The organism is Photobacterium sp. 2_MG-2023 (assembly GCF_030547675.1).
Taxonomy (GTDB): Bacteria; Pseudomonadota; Gammaproteobacteria; order Enterobacterales; family Vibrionaceae; genus Photobacterium; species Photobacterium arenosum.
Map to the genome: position 1 here is coordinate 106,273 of NZ_JAUOQQ010000005.1, position 22,103 is coordinate 128,375.

At 54.2% G+C, this 22,103-nt stretch carries 19 protein-coding genes and 1 pseudogene; 7 read left to right on the forward strand and 13 right to left on the reverse strand.

The window, feature by feature from the left end:
- Positions 1-62: 62 nt before the first annotated feature.
- Both Q4491_RS06115 and Q4491_RS06120 read right to left on the reverse strand, forming a co-directional pair.
- The gene (locus Q4491_RS06115) at positions 63-3,827 is read right to left on the reverse strand and encodes an AAA family ATPase (protein ID WP_303455701.1); all 3,765 of its coding nucleotides are present in this window, start codon (positions 3,825-3,827) and stop codon (positions 63-65) included.
- A gap of 15 nt (positions 3,828-3,842) precedes the next feature.
- Entirely contained in the window at positions 3,843-5,081 is a 1,239-nt protein-coding gene (locus Q4491_RS06120) for an exonuclease SbcCD subunit D C-terminal domain-containing protein (protein ID WP_218382749.1), read from the reverse strand.
- 253 nt (positions 5,082-5,334) lie between these two features.
- On the opposite strand from Q4491_RS06120, the gene rdgC reads away from it, so the two are divergent.
- Positions 5,335-6,246, forward strand: a complete 912-nt coding sequence (gene rdgC / locus Q4491_RS06125) for a recombination-associated protein RdgC (protein ID WP_192017055.1) — start codon at positions 5,335-5,337, stop codon at positions 6,244-6,246.
- A gap of 185 nt (positions 6,247-6,431) precedes the next feature.
- Here the strand turns inward: rdgC and Q4491_RS06130 are convergent, their stop codons facing one another.
- Together Q4491_RS06130 and Q4491_RS06135 are read right to left on the reverse strand one after the other, a co-directional pair.
- Positions 6,432-6,917 carry an NfeD family protein gene (locus Q4491_RS06130; protein ID WP_218382747.1) on the reverse strand — a complete coding sequence of 162 codons (486 nt, stop codon included), beginning with the start codon at positions 6,915-6,917 and terminating at the stop codon, positions 6,432-6,434.
- The gene (locus tag Q4491_RS06135; RefSeq protein WP_303455707.1) at positions 6,917-7,900 is read right to left on the reverse strand and encodes an SPFH domain-containing protein; all 984 of its coding nucleotides are present in this window, start codon (positions 7,898-7,900) and stop codon (positions 6,917-6,919) included. Before Q4491_RS06135 ends, Q4491_RS06130 begins: the two co-directional genes overlap by 1 nt.
- Positions 7,901-8,203: 303 nt before the next feature.
- On the opposite strand from Q4491_RS06135, the gene yegQ reads away from it, so the two are divergent.
- A complete protein-coding gene (yegQ, locus tag Q4491_RS06140; protein WP_303455709.1) occupies positions 8,204-9,577 on the forward strand; it encodes a tRNA 5-hydroxyuridine modification protein YegQ in 1,374 nt (457 codons plus the stop codon).
- Between the two features lie 51 nt (positions 9,578-9,628).
- On the opposite strand, the gene Q4491_RS06145 is transcribed toward yegQ, so the two are convergent.
- A complete protein-coding gene (locus tag Q4491_RS06145) occupies positions 9,629-9,802 on the reverse strand; it encodes a hypothetical protein (protein ID WP_155804892.1) in 174 nt (57 codons plus the stop codon).
- A 361-nt stretch (positions 9,803-10,163) separates the two neighbouring features.
- Here Q4491_RS06145 and Q4491_RS06150 point away from each other — a divergent pair, with 361 nt between their 5' ends.
- Entirely contained in the window at positions 10,164-10,418 is a 255-nt protein-coding gene (locus tag Q4491_RS06150) for a YfhL family 4Fe-4S dicluster ferredoxin (protein ID WP_192016953.1), read from the forward strand.
- Positions 10,419-10,423: 5 nt separating this feature from the next.
- On the opposite strand, the pseudogene mepA reads toward Q4491_RS06150, so the two are convergent.
- The 5 genes and pseudogenes from mepA to Q4491_RS06175 all read right to left on the reverse strand — a co-directional run bounded on the left by mepA (position 10,424) and on the right by Q4491_RS06175 (position 13,945).
- A pseudogene (gene mepA / locus Q4491_RS06155) lies at positions 10,424-11,413 on the reverse strand (penicillin-insensitive murein endopeptidase).
- 383 nt (positions 11,414-11,796) lie between these two features.
- Positions 11,797-12,225 carry a prepilin-type N-terminal cleavage/methylation domain-containing protein gene (locus tag Q4491_RS06160; RefSeq protein WP_237793922.1) on the reverse strand — a complete coding sequence of 143 codons (429 nt, stop codon included), beginning with the start codon at positions 12,223-12,225 and terminating at the stop codon, positions 11,797-11,799.
- Positions 12,218-12,763, reverse strand: a complete 546-nt coding sequence (locus Q4491_RS06165) for a hypothetical protein (RefSeq protein ID WP_303455713.1) — start codon at positions 12,761-12,763, stop codon at positions 12,218-12,220. Before Q4491_RS06165 ends, Q4491_RS06160 begins: the two co-directional genes overlap by 8 nt.
- Positions 12,763-13,353: a prepilin-type N-terminal cleavage/methylation domain-containing protein gene (locus Q4491_RS06170; protein ID WP_303455715.1), complete on the reverse strand. Its 591-nt coding sequence runs from the start codon at positions 13,351-13,353 to the stop codon at positions 12,763-12,765. Before Q4491_RS06170 ends, Q4491_RS06165 begins: the two co-directional genes overlap by 1 nt.
- The gene (locus tag Q4491_RS06175; RefSeq protein ID WP_303455716.1) at positions 13,340-13,945 is read right to left on the reverse strand and encodes a Tfp pilus assembly protein FimT/FimU; all 606 of its coding nucleotides are present in this window, start codon (positions 13,943-13,945) and stop codon (positions 13,340-13,342) included. Before Q4491_RS06175 ends, Q4491_RS06170 begins: the two co-directional genes overlap by 14 nt.
- A 106-nt stretch (positions 13,946-14,051) precedes the next feature.
- Here Q4491_RS06175 and Q4491_RS06180 point away from each other — a divergent pair, with 106 nt between their 5' ends.
- Positions 14,052-14,432: a type IV pilin protein gene (locus tag Q4491_RS06180; RefSeq protein ID WP_192016948.1), complete on the forward strand. Its 381-nt coding sequence runs from the start codon at positions 14,052-14,054 to the stop codon at positions 14,430-14,432.
- 79 nt (positions 14,433-14,511) lie between these two features.
- Here Q4491_RS06180 and dnaJ read toward each other — a convergent pair whose 3' ends face one another.
- From dnaJ to grpE, 3 genes are all read right to left on the reverse strand, one after another.
- The gene (gene dnaJ / locus Q4491_RS06185) at positions 14,512-15,657 is read right to left on the reverse strand and encodes a molecular chaperone DnaJ (RefSeq protein ID WP_192016947.1); all 1,146 of its coding nucleotides are present in this window, start codon (positions 15,655-15,657) and stop codon (positions 14,512-14,514) included.
- Positions 15,658-15,743: 86 nt separating this feature from the next.
- On the reverse strand, positions 15,744-17,657 hold the full coding sequence (gene dnaK / locus Q4491_RS06190; protein ID WP_192016946.1) for a molecular chaperone DnaK: 1,914 nt from the start codon (positions 17,655-17,657) through the stop codon (positions 15,744-15,746).
- 216 nt (positions 17,658-17,873) lie between these two features.
- Positions 17,874-18,497 (reverse strand): nucleotide exchange factor GrpE, encoded by a 624-nt coding sequence (gene grpE / locus Q4491_RS06195; RefSeq protein ID WP_192016945.1) that lies wholly within the window; start codon positions 18,495-18,497, stop codon positions 17,874-17,876.
- Positions 18,498-18,703: 206 nt separating this feature from the next.
- Between grpE and nadK the strand changes: the two genes are divergently transcribed.
- The 3 genes from nadK to bamE all read left to right on the forward strand — a co-directional run bounded on the left by nadK (position 18,704) and on the right by bamE (position 21,955).
- Complete coding sequence (gene nadK, locus Q4491_RS06200) at positions 18,704-19,582, forward strand: NAD(+) kinase (protein WP_046218905.1); 879 nt, start codon at positions 18,704-18,706, stop codon at positions 19,580-19,582.
- A gap of 173 nt (positions 19,583-19,755) precedes the next feature.
- A complete protein-coding gene (gene recN, locus Q4491_RS06205; protein ID WP_303455720.1) occupies positions 19,756-21,423 on the forward strand; it encodes a DNA repair protein RecN in 1,668 nt (555 codons plus the stop codon).
- Positions 21,424-21,598: 175 nt separating this feature from the next.
- Entirely contained in the window at positions 21,599-21,955 is a 357-nt protein-coding gene (gene bamE, locus Q4491_RS06210; RefSeq protein WP_218382732.1) for an outer membrane protein assembly factor BamE, read from the forward strand.
- Positions 21,956-22,103: the final 148 nt, after the last annotated feature.

Sequence of the window (22,103 nt, forward strand, 5' to 3'; positions counted from 1 at the left end):
AAGAGGCGAAAAGCTTCACCCGATTGCTATCAAACTGTCATGATATCCGCGATTTATCCCGCTTAGCCCAGGATCCGTACCCGACTGCGGCCACCGCCCATGGCTTCGACCGCCACCTGGACACCAATGCGTTCCACCAGTGTGCCGACATGGGAGATCACCCCAATCTGGCGGCCATCGGCCTGTAAGGCGTCCAGACAGGCCAGCGCCATTTCCAGGCTGTCAGGATCCAGGGTGCCGAACCCTTCATCAATAAACAGCGAACCCAGCTGGCGGGTATCAGCCGCCAGTGAAGCCAGCGCCAGCGCCAGTGCCAGCGATACCAGAAAGCTCTCCCCGCCGGATAATGACTCAACACTGCGCACTTCATCGCCCATATCATGGTCGACAACCTGCAACGCCAGCGGGCTGCCCGGCACAGGCTGAAGGGCATAGCGCGGCGCCAGATCCTGCAAATGCTCATTGGCCAGAAGTACCAGTTGCTGCAATGTCAGTCCCTGCGCCAGCGTTCTGAATTTATTCCCATTGGCAGAACCTATCAGCTCACTCATTTCCAGCCAGAGTTCAGTACTCGCTTGCTGCTGTTGCAACTGCTGAGTCAGAGTACCGGCCAGTTGTTCGGCCTGCTCCGCCTGCACCACACGCTGTCGCTGGGTAAAATGCTGCTCTTCCAGTGCCTGCTTGTCCGCTTGCCACTGAGCCTGATGCTCACTCTGGCGTTCAGCCTCCGGCGCCATGCCCTGCGCGGTCAGCCAGGCTTTGGCGGCATCCACTCTGGGCTGATGATCTTTCAGCGACTGCTCCCGTTCGGACAACCGGGTCTGGGCGGCGGCCTGTGCCTGCTCAATCACTCGCAGCGCCGCTTTTTCCTCAGCCAGCCACGCCTCATCCTTGCTTAGCAAGGTCATCAGTTCCTGCTCCGACATCCCCAGCTTCTGATGCCAGCTCTGCCAGCGCTGCAGCACTGAACTGTGCGCTGTTTGGGCCTCTTGTAATTGTTGCTGCGTGCTGTTTAAGGCCGACTGAGTGGCGGCATGGCGCTCACCGGCCTGCCGCTGCTGCTGCTCGCTGGTGCTGAGTGACTGACGGGCCGCTTCCACTACGGCTTTATGCTGCGATTCTATAGGAGTGAGTGCCTGCTCACCCACCAGTGCTTTTCTTTCCTGCCATAGCTGCTCAAGCTGGCTCTTGAGTGCCGCTTGTTTGTTCTTCGCTTCTGCCAGTTGTGTCTGCAGATTCTGAATACGGGTCAGGCGCTGCGCCAGCTCCGGGGCCAACGCATGCAGCTGTTTGTCTGTGGTGATCAGATCCTGCTGGCACTTAAGGTAATCCTCCGCCTGCCGGGTTAACTGCAGGGTATATTGCTCTTCTCCCTGCTGACGCAAGCCCTCCAGCCAGACCTCGCTGCCGAACTGTTTGTTCAGGGTCTCGGCTCGCTGACCGAGCAGGGTCTGCTGTTCAGCGCACTGCTCTTCCAGCGAGGTCAGTCTGGCTTGCCGGCCTGCTTCTGCCTGAGCTAACTGGTGGATGTCATGCGCGAGTTTGTTTTCAGCCTGTACCACTTGCTGATACTGCTGCTCCAGTTCTCTGGCCTGCCGCAAGTGTAACTGACCGCTTTCATACTGCTGCTGAAGCTGACGCAGTTGCGGGGATAATTGCCCGGCTTCATGTTGCCAGGCAGTCAGCTGTTCACGCAGTGAGGCCAGGGGCATCTGTTCAGTAAACTCAATGTGCAATGCCTTGGCGCAATCGGCTGCCTGAACCGCCATCTTCGCAGCTACCGCAGCGATACTGGCCAGCTCGTCATTGATCACCGCCAGGCGTTGAGTGTATTGCGGTACCAGCTGCGCCAGATGATGGCGTTCACCTTCCAGCGCTTGTAACTGCTTCGCCAGTGCCTGCCGGCGTTGATTATGCTGTTCCAGCACGCTATCGACTGCCGGATGACTGGCGGCATAAGGATGATCAAGCCCGCCGCACAAAGGACATGGCTCATCCTGTTTCAGCAGGCTGCGGTAATCGCTCAGCTGCAGCACGGCCTGACTTTGCTGAAACTGATATTCAGATTCTTCCGCCCGTGCACTGAGCAGACTCAGCTCGGGCACTAATGCCTGCAATTTCTGCTCTGTCTGCAGACGGGCTGACTCCAGCTCCTGTCGCTCCTGCATCAGCCGGCCTTGCTGATCCAGCAAGCCACACCATTCCTGTGTGGCGGCCATCGCCTGACGCAGATCATCAAGACGTTGCTGATGGCGGCGGTAAGCCTGCTGACTCTGCTCCTGCGCCGCGCTCACCTCGTCGACATTCAGCTCAGTCCGCTGTTTTTCCAGCTGTTGCCGCTGTGTCAGCAGGTGCTCACTCTCTTGTTTCAGCTTGCTGTCATTGAGCCGGTATGCCTGCTGCTCCTGCAACCCTTGCTGCATGTCTTTCCTGAGCCGGGACAAGGAACGGTGGGCGGTCAGATATTGTTTCAGGTTATCCAGCACAGGCTGGAACTGTTCGGCTACCGCAGCCAGAGTACGATTGTCTTCCAGTTGCTTGGACAACTGCTGGCCCTGCGCCTGCAACTGCTGCTGTGCACTCTGCTGGTGCCGGTATTCCCTGTCTTCCTGCTCCAGTTGCTGTTGCAGCGCCTGAGCATCCTGCACCAGCAGCTGATGTTGCTGCTCCAGCCCCTGTCGCTGTTGATCCAGCATCTGTGCCTGTTTCAGCCTGGGCTCCAGCAGCAGCCAGTCTTGCTGTGCCTGTTCGAGTGACTGCCGGGCTTGCACTACGGCCTGATCGGCATCCAGTCGCTGCTGCTGATCCTGCGCTAACGCTTGCTGAGCGTCGTTCAGTGAGGCCTGCAAACGGCCGATTTGCTGCACAGACTGGGTCAGCAAAGTAAAGTCTGCCCGCGCCGGCTGGGCTGTCTCAAGCTTAGCCAGATATTCAGTGCGGGGAGTGGCCTGCGTACTGTGTGCGATCGCCTCAGTCAGCGCCTGCTGACTCTGCGCCACCCGCTCCTGCAGCGTTTTCTCTGTGCTCAGCGTCTGCTGATGCTGGCTCAGCGCCGCCAGCCGCGCATCAAGCTCGGCCAGCTGGGTTTTCAGGGCAGTGATCTGCGCGTTCAATACCAGTTTTTCATCGTCACTGAGTAAGGCAATATCACCCAGCTTTTCCTGCAGCTGTTGCAGTTTCAGTTTCTCTTCTCTGGCTCTTTCGTAAGCGGCTACCGACAGCCGGCCGTAAATTTCACCGCCTGTCATGCGCTCGAGCAAAGACGCGCGCTCATCAGCAGCCGCTTTCAGAAATGCCGCGAACTCGCCCTGCGGCAACATCACGGCCCGGCGGAACTGCTCAAAGGTCAGGCCGATCAGACGCTCGATTTCCAGCTGCACTTCTTGTTTTTTACCCGCAAACCGCTGCCCGGACTCGAGGTTTTCCAGCCATTGCTCAGAAGGCTGCACACGCCCTTCCGCATTGCCTCTGGCCCGGCGGACCTGCCAGTGTGCCCGCCAGCGGGAGCCATCATTGGCCTGAAAGTCGACCTCGGAAAACGCTTCCGCTTTGCCCCGCGACAGAATACTGCGGACATCGTTGGCTCTGATGCGGTTCTCATCGTCGCCGCGTCCGATTTCCGCATCATTTTTTTTGTTCGACTGTAAACGCGGAATGCGGTCGTATAACGCCAGACAAATCGCATCCAGTAAGCTTGATTTGCCTGCCCCGGTTTTGCCGGTAATGGCAAACAAACCGGCCTCGCCCAGACGCCCGTTGGCAAAATCAATCTCAAACTGTGTTTGTAAGCTGGCGAGATTTTCGCCCCTCAAAGCCAGAATTTTCATCGTCTCTGTCTGCCGTTATTTATCTTCTTCGTCGTCAATGCGCGTGAGTAATGTCTCGAATGCCTCACACATCGCACTGGGTGGCTGTCCGTCATATTTCTGTTGCCAGCTCAAAGCAAAAACCTGCTGCGGACTCACTTCAGACAAGCGCTGATGTTCAAGCGAAGGCGCGTCTTGCTGCTGACGATAATGGGTGGTTATCTTCGCCAGCCGGACTGCTTTCCCCTCCAGCGCCTGCAGCACTTTCTCCCGCAGCATCGCCTGAGGTTTATCAAGCAGCACCGGCACTTCCAGATAAGGCTGGGTTTCCCTCGGACCATCCCCGCTTGCTAACGCTTTCAGGGCGTTCAAAGCCTGATCCAGCGGCTGAGGTTCAGCCGGAACTCTGAGCATATCAACCACTCTGGGTACCGGGATCGGGGTAATACCCGACAAGCTTTCCCCGTCAAGCTCCAGCAATACCACCTGGTGCTTGTAGTGGCGTTCAGACATCGACAGAGGCAGCGGCGAGCCGCAATACCGTATGTGCTCTTTTTTCGCGACCCGCTGGGCAAGATGGAGATGGCCCAGCGCGGCATAGCAGAGATCATCAGGGAAGACAGAGGCTGGCAATGCATGCTGGTTACCGCCCAGCACCCGGCGCTCAGACATTTCAGATAACTGGCCGGAAGCCATATAGACATGCCCCATGCCAATCAGTGCCTGACCTGGCTGCTGGACCTTCCGGGCGGCGTCGGTCACCTGCTGGTAGAGTGTTTCGACACCTTTGATCAGGCGATCGTCATCTTCGCTGAGATCGTCAGTGCGCAGATCACTGCTGCGCAGAAACGGCACCGCCAGCACCCAGGCTGTCGTAGCGCCGCTGCGGTTGGTCAGCGGCACCAGCAATCTGTCCATCTCCAGCCGGCCCTGATCATCGCGGCTGATACCACCGACCAGATGCAGGTCAAAGGCTTTTAACAGTTCATGAGGCGCATCCAGCTTGCTGGGCGAATCATGATTGCCGCCCGTCATCACCACGTTCAGCTCTGGCAGGGTTTTCGCTAACCGGGCCAGAAAACGGTACAGCATACGCCAGGCACTGGCCGGCGGATTGGCGCTGTCGAAAATGTCGCCGGCCACCAGCAGGGCATCGACCTGTTCGCGTTCCAGCGTATCGGCCAACCAGTCGAGAAACTGCTGGTGCTCATAATCGCGCTGATAGCCATGTAATTGATGCCCGAGGTGCCAGTCTGAGGTGTGAAGTATTTTCATGCCGTTAGTGTAAATACTGAGAGATCCAGAGAAAAGATAAGGGCCGATTGTACCTCAGCCAGGTGCTATCACGGTCAGATCAACAGAAAAAATTGCGACTGCCAGACACGATTTTCTGCCGCCAGGCCACGGGAATACCGACGGCAGCCTCTGTCCGTGCTGCTTGCAAACCTCACTGAACCTAGCAAAGTGAGGCAACTTGGGTATAAGATTGTCGGCCCAATGCACACACCTAGGATCAGTCACAACTATGCTGTGGTTTAAAAACCTGCTTACCTATCGCTTCAGTCGCGAGATTGACTTCAAACCGGAAGAGCTTGAGAAGCAACTGGAAGAATTCCGCTTTACCCCTTGTGGTAGCCAGGATATTCAAAAATTCGGCTGGGTTTCAGCACTGGGCAAACACGGTGATATGTATACTCACCTTGCCGGGGACAACATTCTGATCTGTGCCCGCAAAGAAGAAAAAATGCTGCCCGCCTCTGTGATCAAAGAATCACTGAATGCCAAAGTGGAGATGCAGGAGAAAGAACAGGGCCGTAAACTAAAGAAAAATGAAAAAGACACCCTGAAAGATGAGATCGTGATGGATCTGCTGCCTCGCGCTTTCAGCCGTCAGAGCCACACCTATGCGCTGATCATGCCTGCGCAGGGATTGTTGCTGGTTGATGCCGGCAGCTTCAAAAAAGCCGAAGATCTGCTTGGCTTGCTACGTAAATCCATCGGCAGCCTGCCGGTTGTGCCTGTGACTGTGGCCAAACCAGCCGCGCAGACACTGACAGAATGGGTGCGCTCCGGCGAGTCCCCTAACGGTTTTACCATAGGTGAAGAAGCCGAGCTGAAAGCCATTCTGGAAGACGGCGGCGTGATCCGCTGTAAGCAGCAGGACCTGAGCTGTGATGAAATTCTGGCCCATATCGAAGCCGATAAAGTGGTAACCAAACTGGCTATCAACTGGCAGGAGCGCATCGATTTTGTGCTGGGCGACGATCTGTCACTCAAGCGCCTGAAATTTTCCGATGAGCTGAGAGAGCAAAATGACGACATCGACCGTGAAGACATGGCGCAGCGTCTGGATGCTGATCTGTCATTAATGTGCGGTGAGCTGTCCGCCATACTGCCTAACCTGTTTGAAGAACTGGGTGGCATGGAAGAACGCGTCTGACAACGCATTGCCTTTTCAAGGGGGCGGCCAGGCGGGGGGTTACCGAGCACAAATGCCAAATCTGTGCACATTTCACGAACCCCGCCCTAACCCTCCCCTTGCCAAAGGGAGGGAATCATTGTGATTCCTGCAATCGGTTCAGTCCCTCCCCCTTTTCAAGGGAAGAAATCCTCACAAACACTCGCTTAAGCGTGATTCACCGGCTTGACAGTAAAGCGACCGACATCCACCGCCACCACTTCCACTTCCCGGCCTTTTTCTACCTGCTCACCGGTGTAATCGCTGCTGAGTACCAGTTTCCAGCTGATGCCGGAATACTTTACTGTCCCCGGCTGTTCATGGCTGAGTGCGGCATCAAGCCGGAACGTCAGGCCGATAAAATCACTGCTGATATTTTGTTTCGGTTTTTCCGCTTTCTGCGAGCGTTTCAGCGGTTTCCACAACAACAGCGTCAATACGCCCGCGCCGATACCGCTGACCGCCACCAGGGCTGTCATGGTTTCAGGTACCACACCCACCAGTGCCAGCGTACCGGTCAGGATGGCTGACACACCAAGGGCCAGCAAAACAATAGTCGACAGCCCCAGCATCCAGACCTCGACGGCCAGCAGGATAAGGCCGATCACTATGGTCAGCTGAGCCGGGCTCAGTCCAAAAAAATCCGTCATCATTACTGTTCCTCGTGCGGGTCGGTTCTTTTAGCCGAATTGCCCTGCTGACGGTTGAGCTGGTGAATAATGGTCATGGCTTCTGCCACTATGTTTGACGCAGAAGAAGAAGCATCAGGCAGCAGAACAACAGAGGATTCTTTCGCAATCGCTTCTTTGGCCTGAATGGCCTTGCCCGCCAGATCCAGCTGGATTGCCTTCTGGCCTTCTTCGGTAGATGCCACCCGGCCGATAATCGCCAGCGCATCGGCTTCGGCTTTCGAGACCGCCAGAATAGCCTGGGCTTCACCTTCGGCTTTGAGAACCTGCTCGGATCTTTCCGCTTCTGCTGCCAGTACCCGGGCCTGCTTCATACCCTCGGCAATATTGATCTCGCTCTGGCGCTTACCTTCAGATTCAAGAATAACCGCCCGCTTTTCACGCTCGGCTTTCATCTGGCGCTCCATGGCGTCCAGTACTGAACGTGGCGGCTCAATATCTTTGATTTCATATCGCAGTACCTGAACACCCCATGGCAAGGCGGCATCGTTGATGGCAGACACAATCGCCGTATTGAGATTCTCACGCTCTTCGAACGTCTTATCCAGGTCCATTTTCCCCACTTCACTGCGCATGGTGGTCTGCGCCAGCTGGGTGACAGAGAAAATATAGTTGTCGACGCCATAGCTGGCTTTGTAAGGGTCGATCAGCTTGATATAGAGCACCCCGTCAACAATCAGGGAAATGTTATCTTTGGTAATGGCCGACTGGCTCGGGACATCGTACGCCTGCTCTTTCAGGGTCTGGGTGTAGGCAACCCGGTCAATCATAGGCACGATAAAATTCAGACCCGCTTCCATGGTTTTGTGGTATTTACCGAATCGTTCAACGACCACAGCAGTATTTTGCGGAACAAACTTAATAGAAGAACGCAGTATGACAATTACCAGTATTGCCATCACCACCCAAATACTAAACACAGACGAAATGATCGACGCTATATCCATTTTTTTATATCCAACTCAATGCAATAAGAAAACACCGTTAATAAGTAAACTTAAACGGCTAAGACCTCTAATACTCTTACCGCTAACATAAAAAGTATGAGACATGGCTCACATCCATTTTAAGCAGCTGTCATCTTTTGTGCTACTTAATACCCTTATCAAGATTCAGGATATTTGCCAGATCCCCGCCTTCACAGTAAAATTCGCCCTCTGTTTTCCGCCTCCCATGAATTCGCCCTGTCGGTGAGCAGGAGTGCGGCCTGATCTGACATCAGACTTTGACCCAAAAGGGAAACCCGAGTTATGTTTAAACCTGAATTGTTATCGCCTGCCGGCAGCCTGAAGAACATGCGCTATGCCTTCGCCTACGGTGCCGATGCCGTGTATGCAGGCCAGCCCCGTTACAGCCTGCGTGTACGCAACAATGAGTTCAACCACGACAACCTGAAGATAGGTATCGACGAAGCCCATGCCCAGGGTAAAAAGTTCTACGTGGTGTGCAACATTCAGCCGCATAACTCCAAGCTTAAAACCTTTATCCGCGATCTGACCCCGATTGTCGACATGGGCCCTGACGCCTTAATCATGTCTGATCCCGGCCTGATCATGATGGTCAGAGAAAGCTTCCCTGACATGCCTATCCACTTGTCGGTGCAAGCCAATGCAGTTAACTGGGCGACGGTAAAATTCTGGTCAACGCAAGGGATTGAACGGGTGATTCTTTCCCGCGAGCTGTCGCTGGAAGAAATCGAAGAAATCCGTGAAAAATGCCCGCAAACCGAACTGGAGATCTTTGTTCACGGCGCGCTTTGCATGGCCTACTCAGGTCGCTGCCTGCTGTCTGGCTATATGAATAAGCGGGATCCCAATCAGGGCACCTGTACCAACGCCTGCCGCTGGGAATACAAGGCGGAAGCCGCCAAAGAAGACGATGCCGGCCAGATTGTAGAAGTGCAACAACCCGCTTCCGCGGTACAGATGCAGGACGTCGCGCCCACACTGGGTGAAGGCAAGCCGACTGATCAGGTCATTTTGCTGAGCGAAAGCCACAAACCGGATGAAAAAATGGCCGCGTTTGAAGATGAGCACGGCACCTATATCATGAACTCCAAAGATCTTCGCGCGGTTCAGCATGTTGAGCGCCTGAGCAAAATGGGCGTACATTCGCTGAAAATTGAAGGCCGTACCAAGTCTTTCTACTACTGCGCCCGCACGGCACAGGTGTACCGTAAAGCGATTGATGATGCCGCGGCCGGCAAGCCGTTTGACGAAAGCCTGATGTCGACACTGGAAAGTCTGGCTCACCGTGGCTACACCGAAGGCTTCTTGCGTCGTCACACCCATGATGCTTACCAGAATTACGACTATGGTTACTCTATTTCGGATAACCAGCAGTTCGTGGGTGAATTTACCGGCAAGCGCCGCGGTGCACTGGCGGAAGTCGAAGTCAGAAATAAATTTCTGGTGGGTGACAGCCTGGAGCTGATGACACCGAACGGTAATATCACCTTTACGCTGGAACACATGGAAAACCGTAAATCCGAAACCATTGAAGATGCCAAAGGCAGCGGACATTTTGTGTTTATTCCGGTTCCGGAAGATCTGGCGCTACCGTTCGCGTTACTGATGCGCAATCTCAACGCTGGCGCTACCACCCGTAACCCTAACGCGGTCTGACAGGCTTCTGTTCGCCACCGTATTGCTGTTCCTCTGCAATACGGTGGCAGACTAACTACTCACCGTCACATTGGGAATATCTGAGCATTTGATAGGAATAGTGTACCGCACACCCTGCTGCACCATTTCCTGCTGGCATACAGGCTCTGTCGTTACTTCCGTCCATCCCCAGCCCAGTAAGATAGAAACAACAATCAACGCTATGGGGTCTAATCGCACCTTCATTTACCACTCCCCCGCACAATCCAAGAGCCACTGTTCACAATGGCCATTGATATAATGCACTCAATTTCAACAATAATGTCGGATGCCGCTTTGTCAGCCATGGCATAAAAAACCAACATTGCCAGAACACTATTGATTTGCGGCTGAGGAAGAAACAACGTTAAATCACTAAATTAGCCCGTTCTTGGCGATAACAAACCCGTTTCCCCCAATTTATTGGGCGTTCCTGACTTCTGTGCTACACTTTTTGCCGCTTTAACTCCTTTCATTTTTTGGGGAAACATCACAAAGCGCAGTTAACCGGCAAAGGATCGCACACCCGCTTTACCCTGTGACAAGAACCTCCTCGGACGTAAAAATTATGGCTTTATTGATTACAGACAAATGCATCAACTGCGACATGTGCGATCCCGAATGTCCGAACGATGCCATCAGCATGGGGGCAGAGATCTATGAGATTGATCCTGACCGCTGCACTGAATGCCAAGGCCATTACGACAAACCGACCTGCCAGTCAGTCTGCCCGATCAATAACTGCATTATCCTCGATCCCGCACATGTCGAGACCGAGGAGCAATTGCTTGAGAAGTTTGTGGTGTTGCAGGGAATGGCGTAACTGCGCTACTGAGACTGCTCCCTGAGTGCGCGCTGCTCTTTGGCGTATTTGTCTCTGTCCGCATCCTGAGCAGGGGCATTCAGCATCGCCATGCAACCCGCAGGCGGAAGCGGTTTCAGCACAGGCCGTTTCTTAACCGGCTTGGCGCTGGCCGTTTTCTTTTCCGCTGCAGGTTTGGGTTGCCAGGAAAGCAACTCTGCCCCGCAGCCATCGCCCGGAGGCGGCGGTAACTGTTCCTTGCATTGCTGACTTCCCTGCGGGCAATGCAGACGGACATGAAAATGGTAGTAATGTCCCCACCAGGGTCTTACCTTGCGCAGCCAGCTGCGATCTGTCCATTGCGCGTCACACAGCTGTTCTTTTATAACAGGGTGGACGAATATGCGCGCCACGTTAGCATCTGACGCTGCCAGCTGGATCAGGTTCGCCTGGCTGGCCGACCAATTGTCTTTGATAATGCGGTATGCCTTGAGATCAACCATAGGTAAAGGTTGCAGCTCAGGCAGTGCCTGCTGAGAGGCCGGTTGCTCTAATGTCGTCAGCCAGATATCGGCATCAAGTCCGGTCTGATGACTGGCATGCCCTGAGCGAAACCGACCGCCGCGCGGCATGGCGATATCACTGACCAGCAAATTACCCAACTACAATTTTTTCGCCTTCGCCGACAATTGCTCCAAAAAAGTAATCATGCTCTCATGACCGTAAAAGCGCCCGCGCTCCGATCTGACCCTCTGATAGCCTTCTCCCTGTTCGGGCAGGACTTTCGCACCGGCCAGACAGCCATTGCTGTAACTGCCAATCGACTGCGGACTGCCTGCAGTCGGGGCACGAAACTGCTCCCAGGGCGTCGCAGCCGCCTCTGTGCTCAGGCCCAGTCCGCCACCAAAGCACAGCAGGCAGGCAAGCAAAGCCGCTCGCCTGTCAGCCGCCAGACAAGCATGCCGTACACCACCAAAACACTGCCAGAGGGCAAGTTGACTATTTACGCTCAGCACCGGACGCCACCTTGTAATAAATTTGCGATCATAGTCACATAAGCATACACCATGAGACTGACTTTATTTGCTGTTCAATATTGAGACTGGCGTGCTGTGGCCGCTTCAGTGTCAGATGTAACAAACTACCATGTACAGCTTTTCAGTTAGCTGTCAGCTCTGTCTTGTACAGCATTTCACACGAAAGGATCATGGCAAGCCAAATAAATATAACGCCTTGATATTTAATGAATGTTCAGCTTGTACAGCTTTTAGAGCATTATAACCCCAAAGCTCATTCCTGCGTATTCTACCCTTCTATAACCTTAACCGCGTACCGGCAAATTCTGCCCGTCCGCACTGACAGACAAGACTCAGTCACAGCAGAAAATTACCGCTGAAACTTAATGCAGGGCAAGCAGCATTCTGGTCTCCAGAGTCACCTGATGTTCCCGGTGCCAGCGATCTTGCCAGCTTGCCTGTACTGTCACCGTTGAGATGCCACCCGGCTGAGTGTCATGACCAACCACAGCCTCCAAAAGGATAGTGACACTATGCAAAGCATGCTGCTCTGTGTGCGTATGCTGTCCCGGCTGCGGATCAGCGCGCAGACTTGCTAAGTGCAGGCTCTCAAGGTGCAGATGTTCTAAGTGCGATTCCGCCAGATTCACCGCAGTAAGCATGACCAGAGCATTATCTACCTGTAGGTTGAGATAAGCGTGCAGCTTCATCAGCCCGGCCAGACCGACACTGACCAGCAGCAGCGACACCAGTACTTCCACCAGACTGAACCCTCGCTGTTTGTCCGCTACCGGCTTTATGGCATCAGACATCACGCCAGGACCCGTGCAGCCAGCGAATCTGATAAACCAGCCGCTCTTGCGCTTGCGGCAAAGATCCCAGAGCCACGCACTCTGGCTCTTCGCTGGCCGATAACGGCTCAGCACCTGAGTTGCACACCCTCACCACAGCAATCTGCTGAAGCCTCACCCTAGCCCTGCCATCCACTCTGGCTTCGGCGCTCACCTGATAGCTTCCGTTTGCCAAAGGTGCGATCCGCACCGCTATATGTCCGTCGCCTTGTATTGACGGGCAAACCGCAGACCCGCTGTCAGAAAACGCCTGTGGATCGGCACTGACCGGCTGGCGCTGAAAATGCTCAGCTATCAGGCCAAGTCCGCAAGCCAGAGCGCCTTCTGCCAGCCAGAATGCCTGACGCGAAAATACGGTATTCTGAGCGCGTTTGACCTGATAAAAGCTGGTGCTGTAGCTGGTCATCACAAAGACCATCGCCACGGACAGCATCAGGCTGCTGATCAGTAAAGTGCTCATGCCTTGCTGAGTCCTGACAGGGTCTCGCTGAAATTTCATCACGGATTTCTGACCCTCAGCGCCATCGTTTCATCAAGCTGCGCGGAGCTATCCAGCGATGAGACAGAAAGACGGACAGACAGTAGCTGACCCTGAATACCTGCCGCCGGAGAAGTGTCAGACTGAACCTGCCAGCCGGTCACTGTCATCCAGCGCGAATCCAGCAGTGCCTGTCCGCCCTGACATGCCTGCTCCGGGGTAGAAAAAGTGTCGTGCGACGAACGCACTCTTAATTCACCGTCTTGCCGGTAGTAGGCCTTCACCACAGTACGACCTTCCAGCTCGTAACTCATCACCAGGCAGTGTCCGGCCGTAACATGTACCGTGAGAACCGCCCCCGGCAGTAAAAGCGGTGTCCCGGACTCTGCGGTCTGAAAACCGGCCCGACGCACATCCCCCGAGAGCATGCGCCACGCATCCTGCACATCCTGAGCCAGGATCAGCTGCAACGAACGGCTCAGTGCCGCCTGTTTTCCGGCCATCAGCAAGTGCACCAGTAATGACAGCACCATCAGGCTCAATGCTGTCGCAACCGTCAGCTCTATCAGGCTGAACCCGCCCTGCCTGCTGAGTTTTTCAGCACTGGGCATAACCGGCCTCCGCGCTCAGGCTGCAGACATAGATTCTGCCGGTGACATTGCTGAAAGTGATCCTGACCTGCGACTTGCCGTCCCGGCCGACAAAAAAGCTGCCTGCGGCGTGAGGACGTCCTGTCAGGCTGTCCACTGTCAGAACATCACTGGCAAAGCTCCGCGACAGTGTCAGGTGCGGAAAATCAGCGGCGGACAGCGGTTTTAGCACAGGCTCGCCATCTGCCAGCCTGGCAAGGATTATCCAGTCGTCAGACCCGGGCTGCGACGTCGTCATAGTATGGTGCAGAACGGTATGGTGCAGAGCAGTATGGTGCGGGACGGTCTCTAAACCAATCGATACATCTTCGCCGCGCATCACAGCTTCCGATTTGGCCAGGACCAGCAACCATTCCAGCTCACTGACCAAACGGTGCAGGCGCTGAGTGGCAAAGACGTCGGAAAATGAAGGCGTGGCCACGGTAGCTATCAACATGATGACAGATAACACCACTATGGCTTCAATCAGCGTCATCCCTCTGACGCTCGCAATACAATGTAACCGCATTTGCCTGAATGGCATGTTTTCTGTCGCTGACTCCCAACTTCTCACCTGACCTGCTCCCGAACCTTTTTCACCGCGCAATAGGATGGCAAAACAACGGCAAGACGCAGCTGCAAAGCACCGACTTAGTGACATGAATCGAAAGGAAAAAAAGATGAGGAAATCAAGAAACCAGCAAGGAGTGACGCTGATCGAACTGCTGATTGTCGTTACCCTGGCAGGCATACTGGCGATGTCAGCCCTGCCGGCCTATCAGGCACACCAGCAAAAAGCCTATCTGCGTCAGGCCCAGGCCGATCTCATTATGTTGCAGCTCGCCATTGAACAGCAGCGCTCTCAGGGTCAGGCATATCCGGCGCAGTTGTCCGCCGCACTCTGTCCTGCCTGCCGTTATGACAACCCCTTCTATTCCTACCGGATTGCACTGGAGAGTGGCACATACCGGCTGTGGGCCGAAAGCAAAGATGGGGCGCAGGAATGCGGCTCTATTGCGCTGTTACACAATGGCACCACTGTCCCGTCTGAGTGCTGGTAAAGCGGCTGGCACAAGCTGGCAGCGGCAGAAACGACAAAGGCCAGCATAATGCTGGCCTTTAAGGTATATGACTCAGAGGTTAACCGGTCAGATCATCAAAGAACTTTTTCACGCCGTCGAAGAAACCTTCCGAACGTGGCTTGTGCTTTTTGGCATCAGAGCCCGCCAGCGTGTTCTCAAACTCCTGCAACAGTTCTTTCTGGCGAGTGCTCAGGTTCACCGGTGTTTCAACCACCAGCTTACAGATCAGATCGCCAACTGCACCGCCACGGACAGACTTCACGCCTTTACCGCGCATACGGAACATGCGTCCGGTCTGCGTTTCCGTCGGTACTTTCAGGCTGACACGACCGTCGAGTGTCGGTACTTCCACTTCGCCGCCCAGTGCCGCCATGGTAAAGCTGACCGGCACTTCGCAGTACAGGTTGTTGCCATCGCGCTCGAAAATCGCGTGCTGCTGCACATGCACCTGTACGTAGAGATCCCCGGCTGGTGCGCCGAATTCTCCGGCTTCACCTTCACCGGTCAGGCGAATACGATCGCCCGTATCCACACCGGCAGGAATCTTCACCGACAAGGTTTTGGTTTCCTGAACCCGGCCCTGACCATGACACTTACCGCAAGGATCAGAAATGATCTTGCCGCGGCCATGACAGTGAGGACAGGTTTGCTGTACCGCGAAGAAGCCCTGACGCATCTGCACCTGGCCAGCACCGTGACACGTTCCGCAGGTCGTTGGCGAGGAACCTTTCTTCGCCCCTGAACCTTCGCAGGTATCACAGTTTACCAGGGTTGGAACGCGAATTTCCTTGCTGCAGCCGCGTACCGCTTCCTCCAGCGTCAGCTCCATGTTGTAGCGTAAATCGGCGCCGCGCTGAGCACGATGCTGACCACCACCACGACGGCCACCGCCACCAAAGATATCGCCGAACACATCACCAAAGATGTCGCTGAAATCTGCACCGCCGCCGAAGCCGCCGCCACCGCCCATACCGCCTTGTTCAAAGGCTGCATGGCCATACTGGTCGTAGGCCGCTTTCTTCTGAGGATCGGTCAGAATTTCATAGGCGGTTTTCACTTCTTTGAACTTGTCCGCCGCTGTTTCATCGCCCGGATTACGGTCCGGGTGGTACTTCATCGCCAGACGTTTATAAGCCTTTTTGATGTCACGCTCATTGGCGTCACGGCCTACGCCTAACACTTCGTAAAAATCACGTTTTGACATAATTAAACTGTCACCTGCTTATACAGCTGCGGGCGTAAGAGTAACCCCAAACGCCCGTGCCCAAATAAGATTATGAGATCACACTCTTATTTTTTATCGTCTTTTACTTCTTCGAACTCGGCGTCTACAACATCGTCGTCTTTCGACTGAGTCTGCTCACCGCTGTCCGCTTGCTGGGCCTGAGCTTGCTGCTGGGCAATTTCCATCAGCTTCTGAGAAGCCGCGATCAGCGCCTGTACTTTGGCATCAATCGCTTCTTTATCTTCGCCTTTACGTGCTTCTTCCAGTTCAGAAACCGCGGCTTCGATCTTCTCTTTCTCATCCGCAGGCAGTGCGTCGCCCGCTTCTTCGATTTGCTTACGGGTACCGTGTACCAGCTGGTCAGCCTGGTTACGGGCAGAGACTAACTCTTCGAACTTCTTGTCCGCTTCTTTGTTAGCTTCTGCTTCCTGTACCATTTTCTCGATTTCGTCGTCGCTCAGACCGCCAGATGCCTGGATAGTGATCTTCTGCTCTTTACCTGTGCTCTTGTCTTTTGCAGACACGTGCAGGATACCGTCAGCATCCAGGTCAAAGATAACTTCAATCTGAGGCATACCGCGAGGTGCTGCCTGAATACCTTCCAGGTTGAACTGACCCAGGGACTTGTTAAAGTTCGCCTGCTTACGCTCACCCTGCAGCACATGGATGGTTACCGCGTTCTGGTTGTCTTCTGCTGTCGAGAACACTTGCTCCGCTTTGGTCGGAATCGTGGTGTTCTTCTCGATCAGCTTGGTCATCACACCGCCCATGGTTTCGATACCCAGAGACAGCGGGGTCACGTCCAGCAGCAGAACGTCTTTAACTTCACCGGCCAGTACACCACCCTGAACCGCAGCACCTACGGCAACGGCTTCGTCCGGGTTAACATCTTTACGTGCTTCTTTGCCGAAGAACTCAGCCACTTTGGCCTGAACCATAGGCATACGGGTCTGACCACCCACCAGGATAACGTCAGTGATTTCGCCTACAGACAGGTCGGCGTCAGCCAGTGCCACTTTCATTGGCTCCAGAGAACGCTGTACCAGATCTTCAACCAGTGACTCCAGCTTGGCACGGGTCACTTTGATGTTCATGTGCTTAGGACCTGTCGCATCTGCAGTGATGTACGGCAGGTTCACGTCAGTCTGCTGAGCAGAAGACAGCTCAATTTTAGCTTTTTCTGCCGCTTCTTTCAGACGCTGCATCGCCAGTGGATCTTTACGCAGATCGATGGCCTGATCTTTCTTGAATTCGTCAACCAGATAGTTGATCAGACGGTTATCAAAGTCTTCACCACCCAGGTGTGTGTCACCGTTGGTTGCCAGTACTTCAAACGTCTTCTCGCCTTCAACTTCATCAATCTCGATGATAGAGATATCGAAGGTACCACCACCCAGGTCGTATACCGCGATAGTGCGGTCACCGCCTTGCTTGTCCAGGCCATAAGCCAGAGCAGCAGCAGTCGGTTCGTTGATGATACGCTTCACTTCCAGACCCGCGATGCGGCCGGCATCTTTGGTAGCCTGACGCTGAGCATCGTTGAAGTAGGCAGGAACAGTGATTACTGCGCCTGTCACTTTCTCGCCCAGGTAGTCTTCAGCGGTTTTCTTCATTTTCTTCAGCACTTCTGCTGAAACCTGAGGCGCGGCCATTTTCTGACCTTTCGCTTCCACCCAAGCGTCACCGTTGTCTGCTTTCACAATTTTGAAAGGCATGATTTCGATGTCGCGCTGTACTTCTTCGTCTTCGAAGCGGCGACCAATCAGACGCTTGATTGCATACAGGGTATTTTCTGGGTTTGTCACCGCCTGACGTTTCGCAGGCTGACCGACCAGTGTTTCGCCATCCTGTGTATAAGCGATGATAGAAGGCGTAGTGCGATCACCCTCTGCGTTCTCAATAACGCGTGGCTTATCACCATCCAGTACAGCTACACATGAGTTGGTTGTACCCAAGTCAATACCAATGATTTTACCCATCTGGCTTTCTCCGAAATTCGTTGGTTTACTGGCTTCGTTCTGCGTAATGCAGAATCGAGCATGGGGGCCAAGGCCCTCAATTAATTCAATTACGCTATCGTATGACTACTAAATAAGGCCATCAGAGACCTTTTCAAGGGGCAGATCGAAAAAAAATGTAAAAAATAAAAACCCACCAGAGTGGGCTTTCATCACTCGGCCTGCCCGTCAGGCACATCAGGCCTGAGTGTCGACATTGCTGCCAGGTGCAGCCTTAGCGACCATCACCATAGCCGGACGAACCACACGGCCGTTCAGCTCATACCCTTTCTGCAGCACCATCATTACGGTGTTAGGCGCATGCTCTGCGCTTTCCTGCATCGACATCGCCTGGTGGAATTCCGGGTTGAACGCTTCACCCATAGGGTTGATCGCTTTCAGACCGAATTTCTCTACCGTGTCCGTCATGGTTTTCAGGGTCAGCTCAACGCCTTCCAGCATTGGCTTTAATGTCTCGTCGGTTTTATCAGCCAGTTCCAGCGCACGCTCCATGTTGTCGATCACAGGCAGCAGCTCGCCGGCAAATTTTTCCAGCGCAAACTTACGGGCTTTGTCGATTTCCTGCTCGGTACGACGGCGCATATTCTCAATATCAGCGCGGGCACGCAGTACTGAATCCTGCTGCTCTTTCACTTTGGCTTCACTGACAGCCAGCGCGGCTTCCAGTTCTTCAATACGGGACAGTGCCAACTCGTCCAGCGTTAGCTCTTCCGCGTTGTCTGCGGCCGCTTCAGCGCCTGCTGCTTCCGCCTGCGCCTGCTGCAGTTCTTCTTCGTTCAACACTTCGTCTTTCTTGCTCATGCTTTCGCTACTCCGCTAAGCTCAAAAAGGGTGATATGCATGGCCGATAGGTTACGTAAGGCGCAACTTGCCGGCCACTATTAAAACGTGATGGGCATATTATGGGGATGAAGTTCAACGATTCAACCCGATATCGACGACAAAGGGCGACATTTCCTTATTGCTAAGGCTATACTGGCCCCATTCTTACCCGTTGGATCAAGGACATGACGCGCCCTTTTGAAATCATCGCCCTGGTTGGCAAGCCGAGAAATCCTGACGCGCTTCACACCCACACCAGCCTGTACAACTGGCTGACCGCCAAAGGCTACCAGGTACTGGTTGATCATCGTCTAGCCCATGATCTGGATGTGCCCGCTGAAGCGCTGTGCGATTTGCTCACCATAGGTGACCGCGCCAGCCTGGCCATTGTCGTCGGGGGGGACGGTAACATGTTAGGCGCCGCACGGGTACTCTCGCGCTTTGATATCTCGGTGATCGGCGTTAACCGCGGTAATCTGGGCTTCCTGACTGATTTAGATCCGGACAACTTCGAGCAAGAGCTGGAAAAGGTGCTGGACGGCGAGTTCGTCACCGAACAGCGTTTCCTGCTGGAAGCCGAAGTTCACCGTCATGGCCAGATAAAAAGCCGCAATACAGCGCTCAATGAAGCCGTACTGCACCCGGACAAGATCGCCCATATGATTGAGTTCGAGGTCTATATCGATGAAAGCTTTGCGTTTTCGCAGCGCTCCGACGGCCTGATCATCGCCACCCCAACCGGCTCCACGGCCTATTCGCTGTCCGGCGGCGGCCCGATCCTCTCGCCGAGCCTGAATGCCATCACCCTGGTGCCTATGTTTCCCCATACCCTGTCATGCCGCCCGCTGGTGGTGGACGGCAACCGCAGGATCAAGCTGATTGTCCCTGACGACGGACGGACACTGGAAGTGAGCTGCGACGGACAGGTGTCGCTGCCCGTAAGCCCGGGCGATGAAATTCACATCTATCAGAGTCCGGATCACCTGCAGCTGATCCACCCGAAAAGCTACAGCTACTACAACATACTGCGCGGCAAGTTAGGCTGGTCGAGCAAGCTGTTCTGAAATCAAACCTACGTCTTTGTTAAGCCAGCCTTGTGCTGGCTTTTTTAATGTCAGCAGAAACTTAACCTTAATCACAATTTTCACCATAAATCCGTTCACCGCCACTTTACTGTATGTAGATACAGTATATACTGTGCAAATAAACAGGTGTTGATTTAGACAGGTGAACACAGATGCTGGCACACATGACGATCTCTAATTTTGCAATTGTCAAAAATCTCGAGTTTGAAATGAAATCTGGGATGACAACCATCACAGGTGAAACCGGTGCAGGTAAATCTATAGCGATTGATGCCCTTGGCTTATGCCTGGGCGACCGTGCTGAAGCCAGCATGGTCCGTCCCGGTGAAGACAAAGCAGAAATTCACGCAACCTTCTCGCTGCGCAACAATCAGGCTGCCCGCCGCTGGCTGGAAGACAACGAGCTGATTGAAGGCGACGAGTGTATCCTTCGCCGTGTAGTGACCAAAGAAGGCCGCTCCCGTGGCTTCATCAATGGCAGCCCAGTGCCCGCCTCTCAGCAAAAAGCGCTGGGCCAGCTGCTGATCAACATCCATGGTCAGCATGCACACCAGTTGCTGATGCGCCCGGAGCACCAGCAGGAAATGCTGGACAACTATGCCGGCCATCATGCCCTGATGGAAAAAGTCAGCAGTGATTATCAAGCCTGGCGGCATGCCAAAAACGAGCTGAACCGCCTGAGCCAGAGCCGCGCCGATAACGAAGCGCAAAAGCAGCTGATCCAGTATCAGGTCAAAGAGCTTAATGATCTGGCGCTGGGTGAAGACGAATTTGCTGAGATCGAAGAAGAGCACAAGCGCCTGTCCAATTCCGGCGATCTCGCGCTCACCAGCCAGCATGCCCTCGCCTTGCTGTACGAAGGAGATGAGGTCAATGCACTGCAGTTACTGCAGCAAGCCAGTCAGCAAGTGCTTGAGCTGGGCGAAATGGACAGCAAGCTCAGCACCCTGGCCCCGATGCTGGAAGAAGCCATTATTCAGGTACAGGAAGCCAGCCAGGAGCTGCGCGGCTATATGGACGATCTGGATATGGACCCGCAGCGTCTGGTCTATCTGGAAGAGCGTCTGGCGAAAATCATGTCGCTGGCCCGTAAACACTATGTGATGCCTGCGGAACTGTGGCAGAAACATCAGGAGTTGCTGCTGGAGCTTGACAACCTGGACGGCAGCGACGAAAAACTCGATGCCCTGGCCGATGCGGTAGAAGCCAAACGCCTGAGCTTTCTCGACAGCGCGGAAAAACTGAGCAAAAGCCGCCAGCGTTACGCCAAAGAGCTGAACAAGAAAATCTCGCACAGCATGCATGAGCTGAGCATGGAAAAAGCGATTTTCCAGATTGATATCCACAGCGATCCGGAACGTATGCTGACCCCGCTGGGTTTCGACACCATTACCTTCATGGTCTCCACCAACCCGGGCCAGCCGCTGCAGCCACTGGGCAAAGTCGCCTCGGGCGGTGAGCTGTCACGTATCTCTCTGGCCATCCAGGTGATCACCGCTCAGAAAGTGGAAACACCCAGCCTGATTTTCGATGAAGTGGATGTCGGTATCAGTGGCCCGACGGCCGCAATTGTCGGCCGTATGCTGCGCACACTGGGCACCTCGACGCAGGTGATCTGCGTGACCCACTTGCCACAGGTTGCCGGTTGCGGGCATCAGCAGATGTTCGTTGCTAAAAAGACCGCCAAAGGCCAGACCGAAACCCAGATGAAAGCGCTGGATGAAAGCTCACGGATCAGCGAGCTGGCCCGCCTGCTGGGCGGCAGTGAGATCACAGAGCGCACGCTGGCCAATGCCAAGGAATTGCTGGTAGCAGCATGATCCGGCGCAGAAAGTGGGCGGTTAATCGCACCACTGATGCAACTTTCTGACCATTCCAGCGTCTGAACTCCCGCTTAATCTTTGCATTATGCGGGAGTTACCCACCTAGTGCTTTTACTTCTGCCACTAACTTGCTTATCATCACAAGCAGAACTGATTATTTTGCCGGGATGCTATGAACTGGAAAACTTTTGCCGCGTTAGCGTTGAGCGTCAGCCTGCTGGGCGGCTGCTCTTTGGTTGAACGCTTGGTCTACCGTATTGATATCAATCAGGGCAACTATCTTGATGAAAAAGATATCGATAACCTCAGATACGGCATGAATCAGGAACAGGTGCGTTATGTGCTTGGCTCGCCGATGCTGGTAGAGCCTGAATACCCGAACACCTGGTATTATGTGTTCTATCACAAACCGGGCCACGATGAGCCGGAACAAAAAGATCTGGTTTTAACCTTTGATCAAAACCGCTTGCTGACCCGCATGACAGGGGATTATCAGCCGGGGCCGAATTTCAACGACCCGTTAAATTAAGCGGTGAAACCTACAGATTCAGCGCCAGAACACAAAAAGCTCGCCAAGGCGAGCTTTTCTTTTTGTTATCCGACAGTAAATCCGACAATAAATTGAACTGTGGCGGCGCAGAAAGCGCTTTAAGAGGCCGCATCAGGGCTCAGCACTG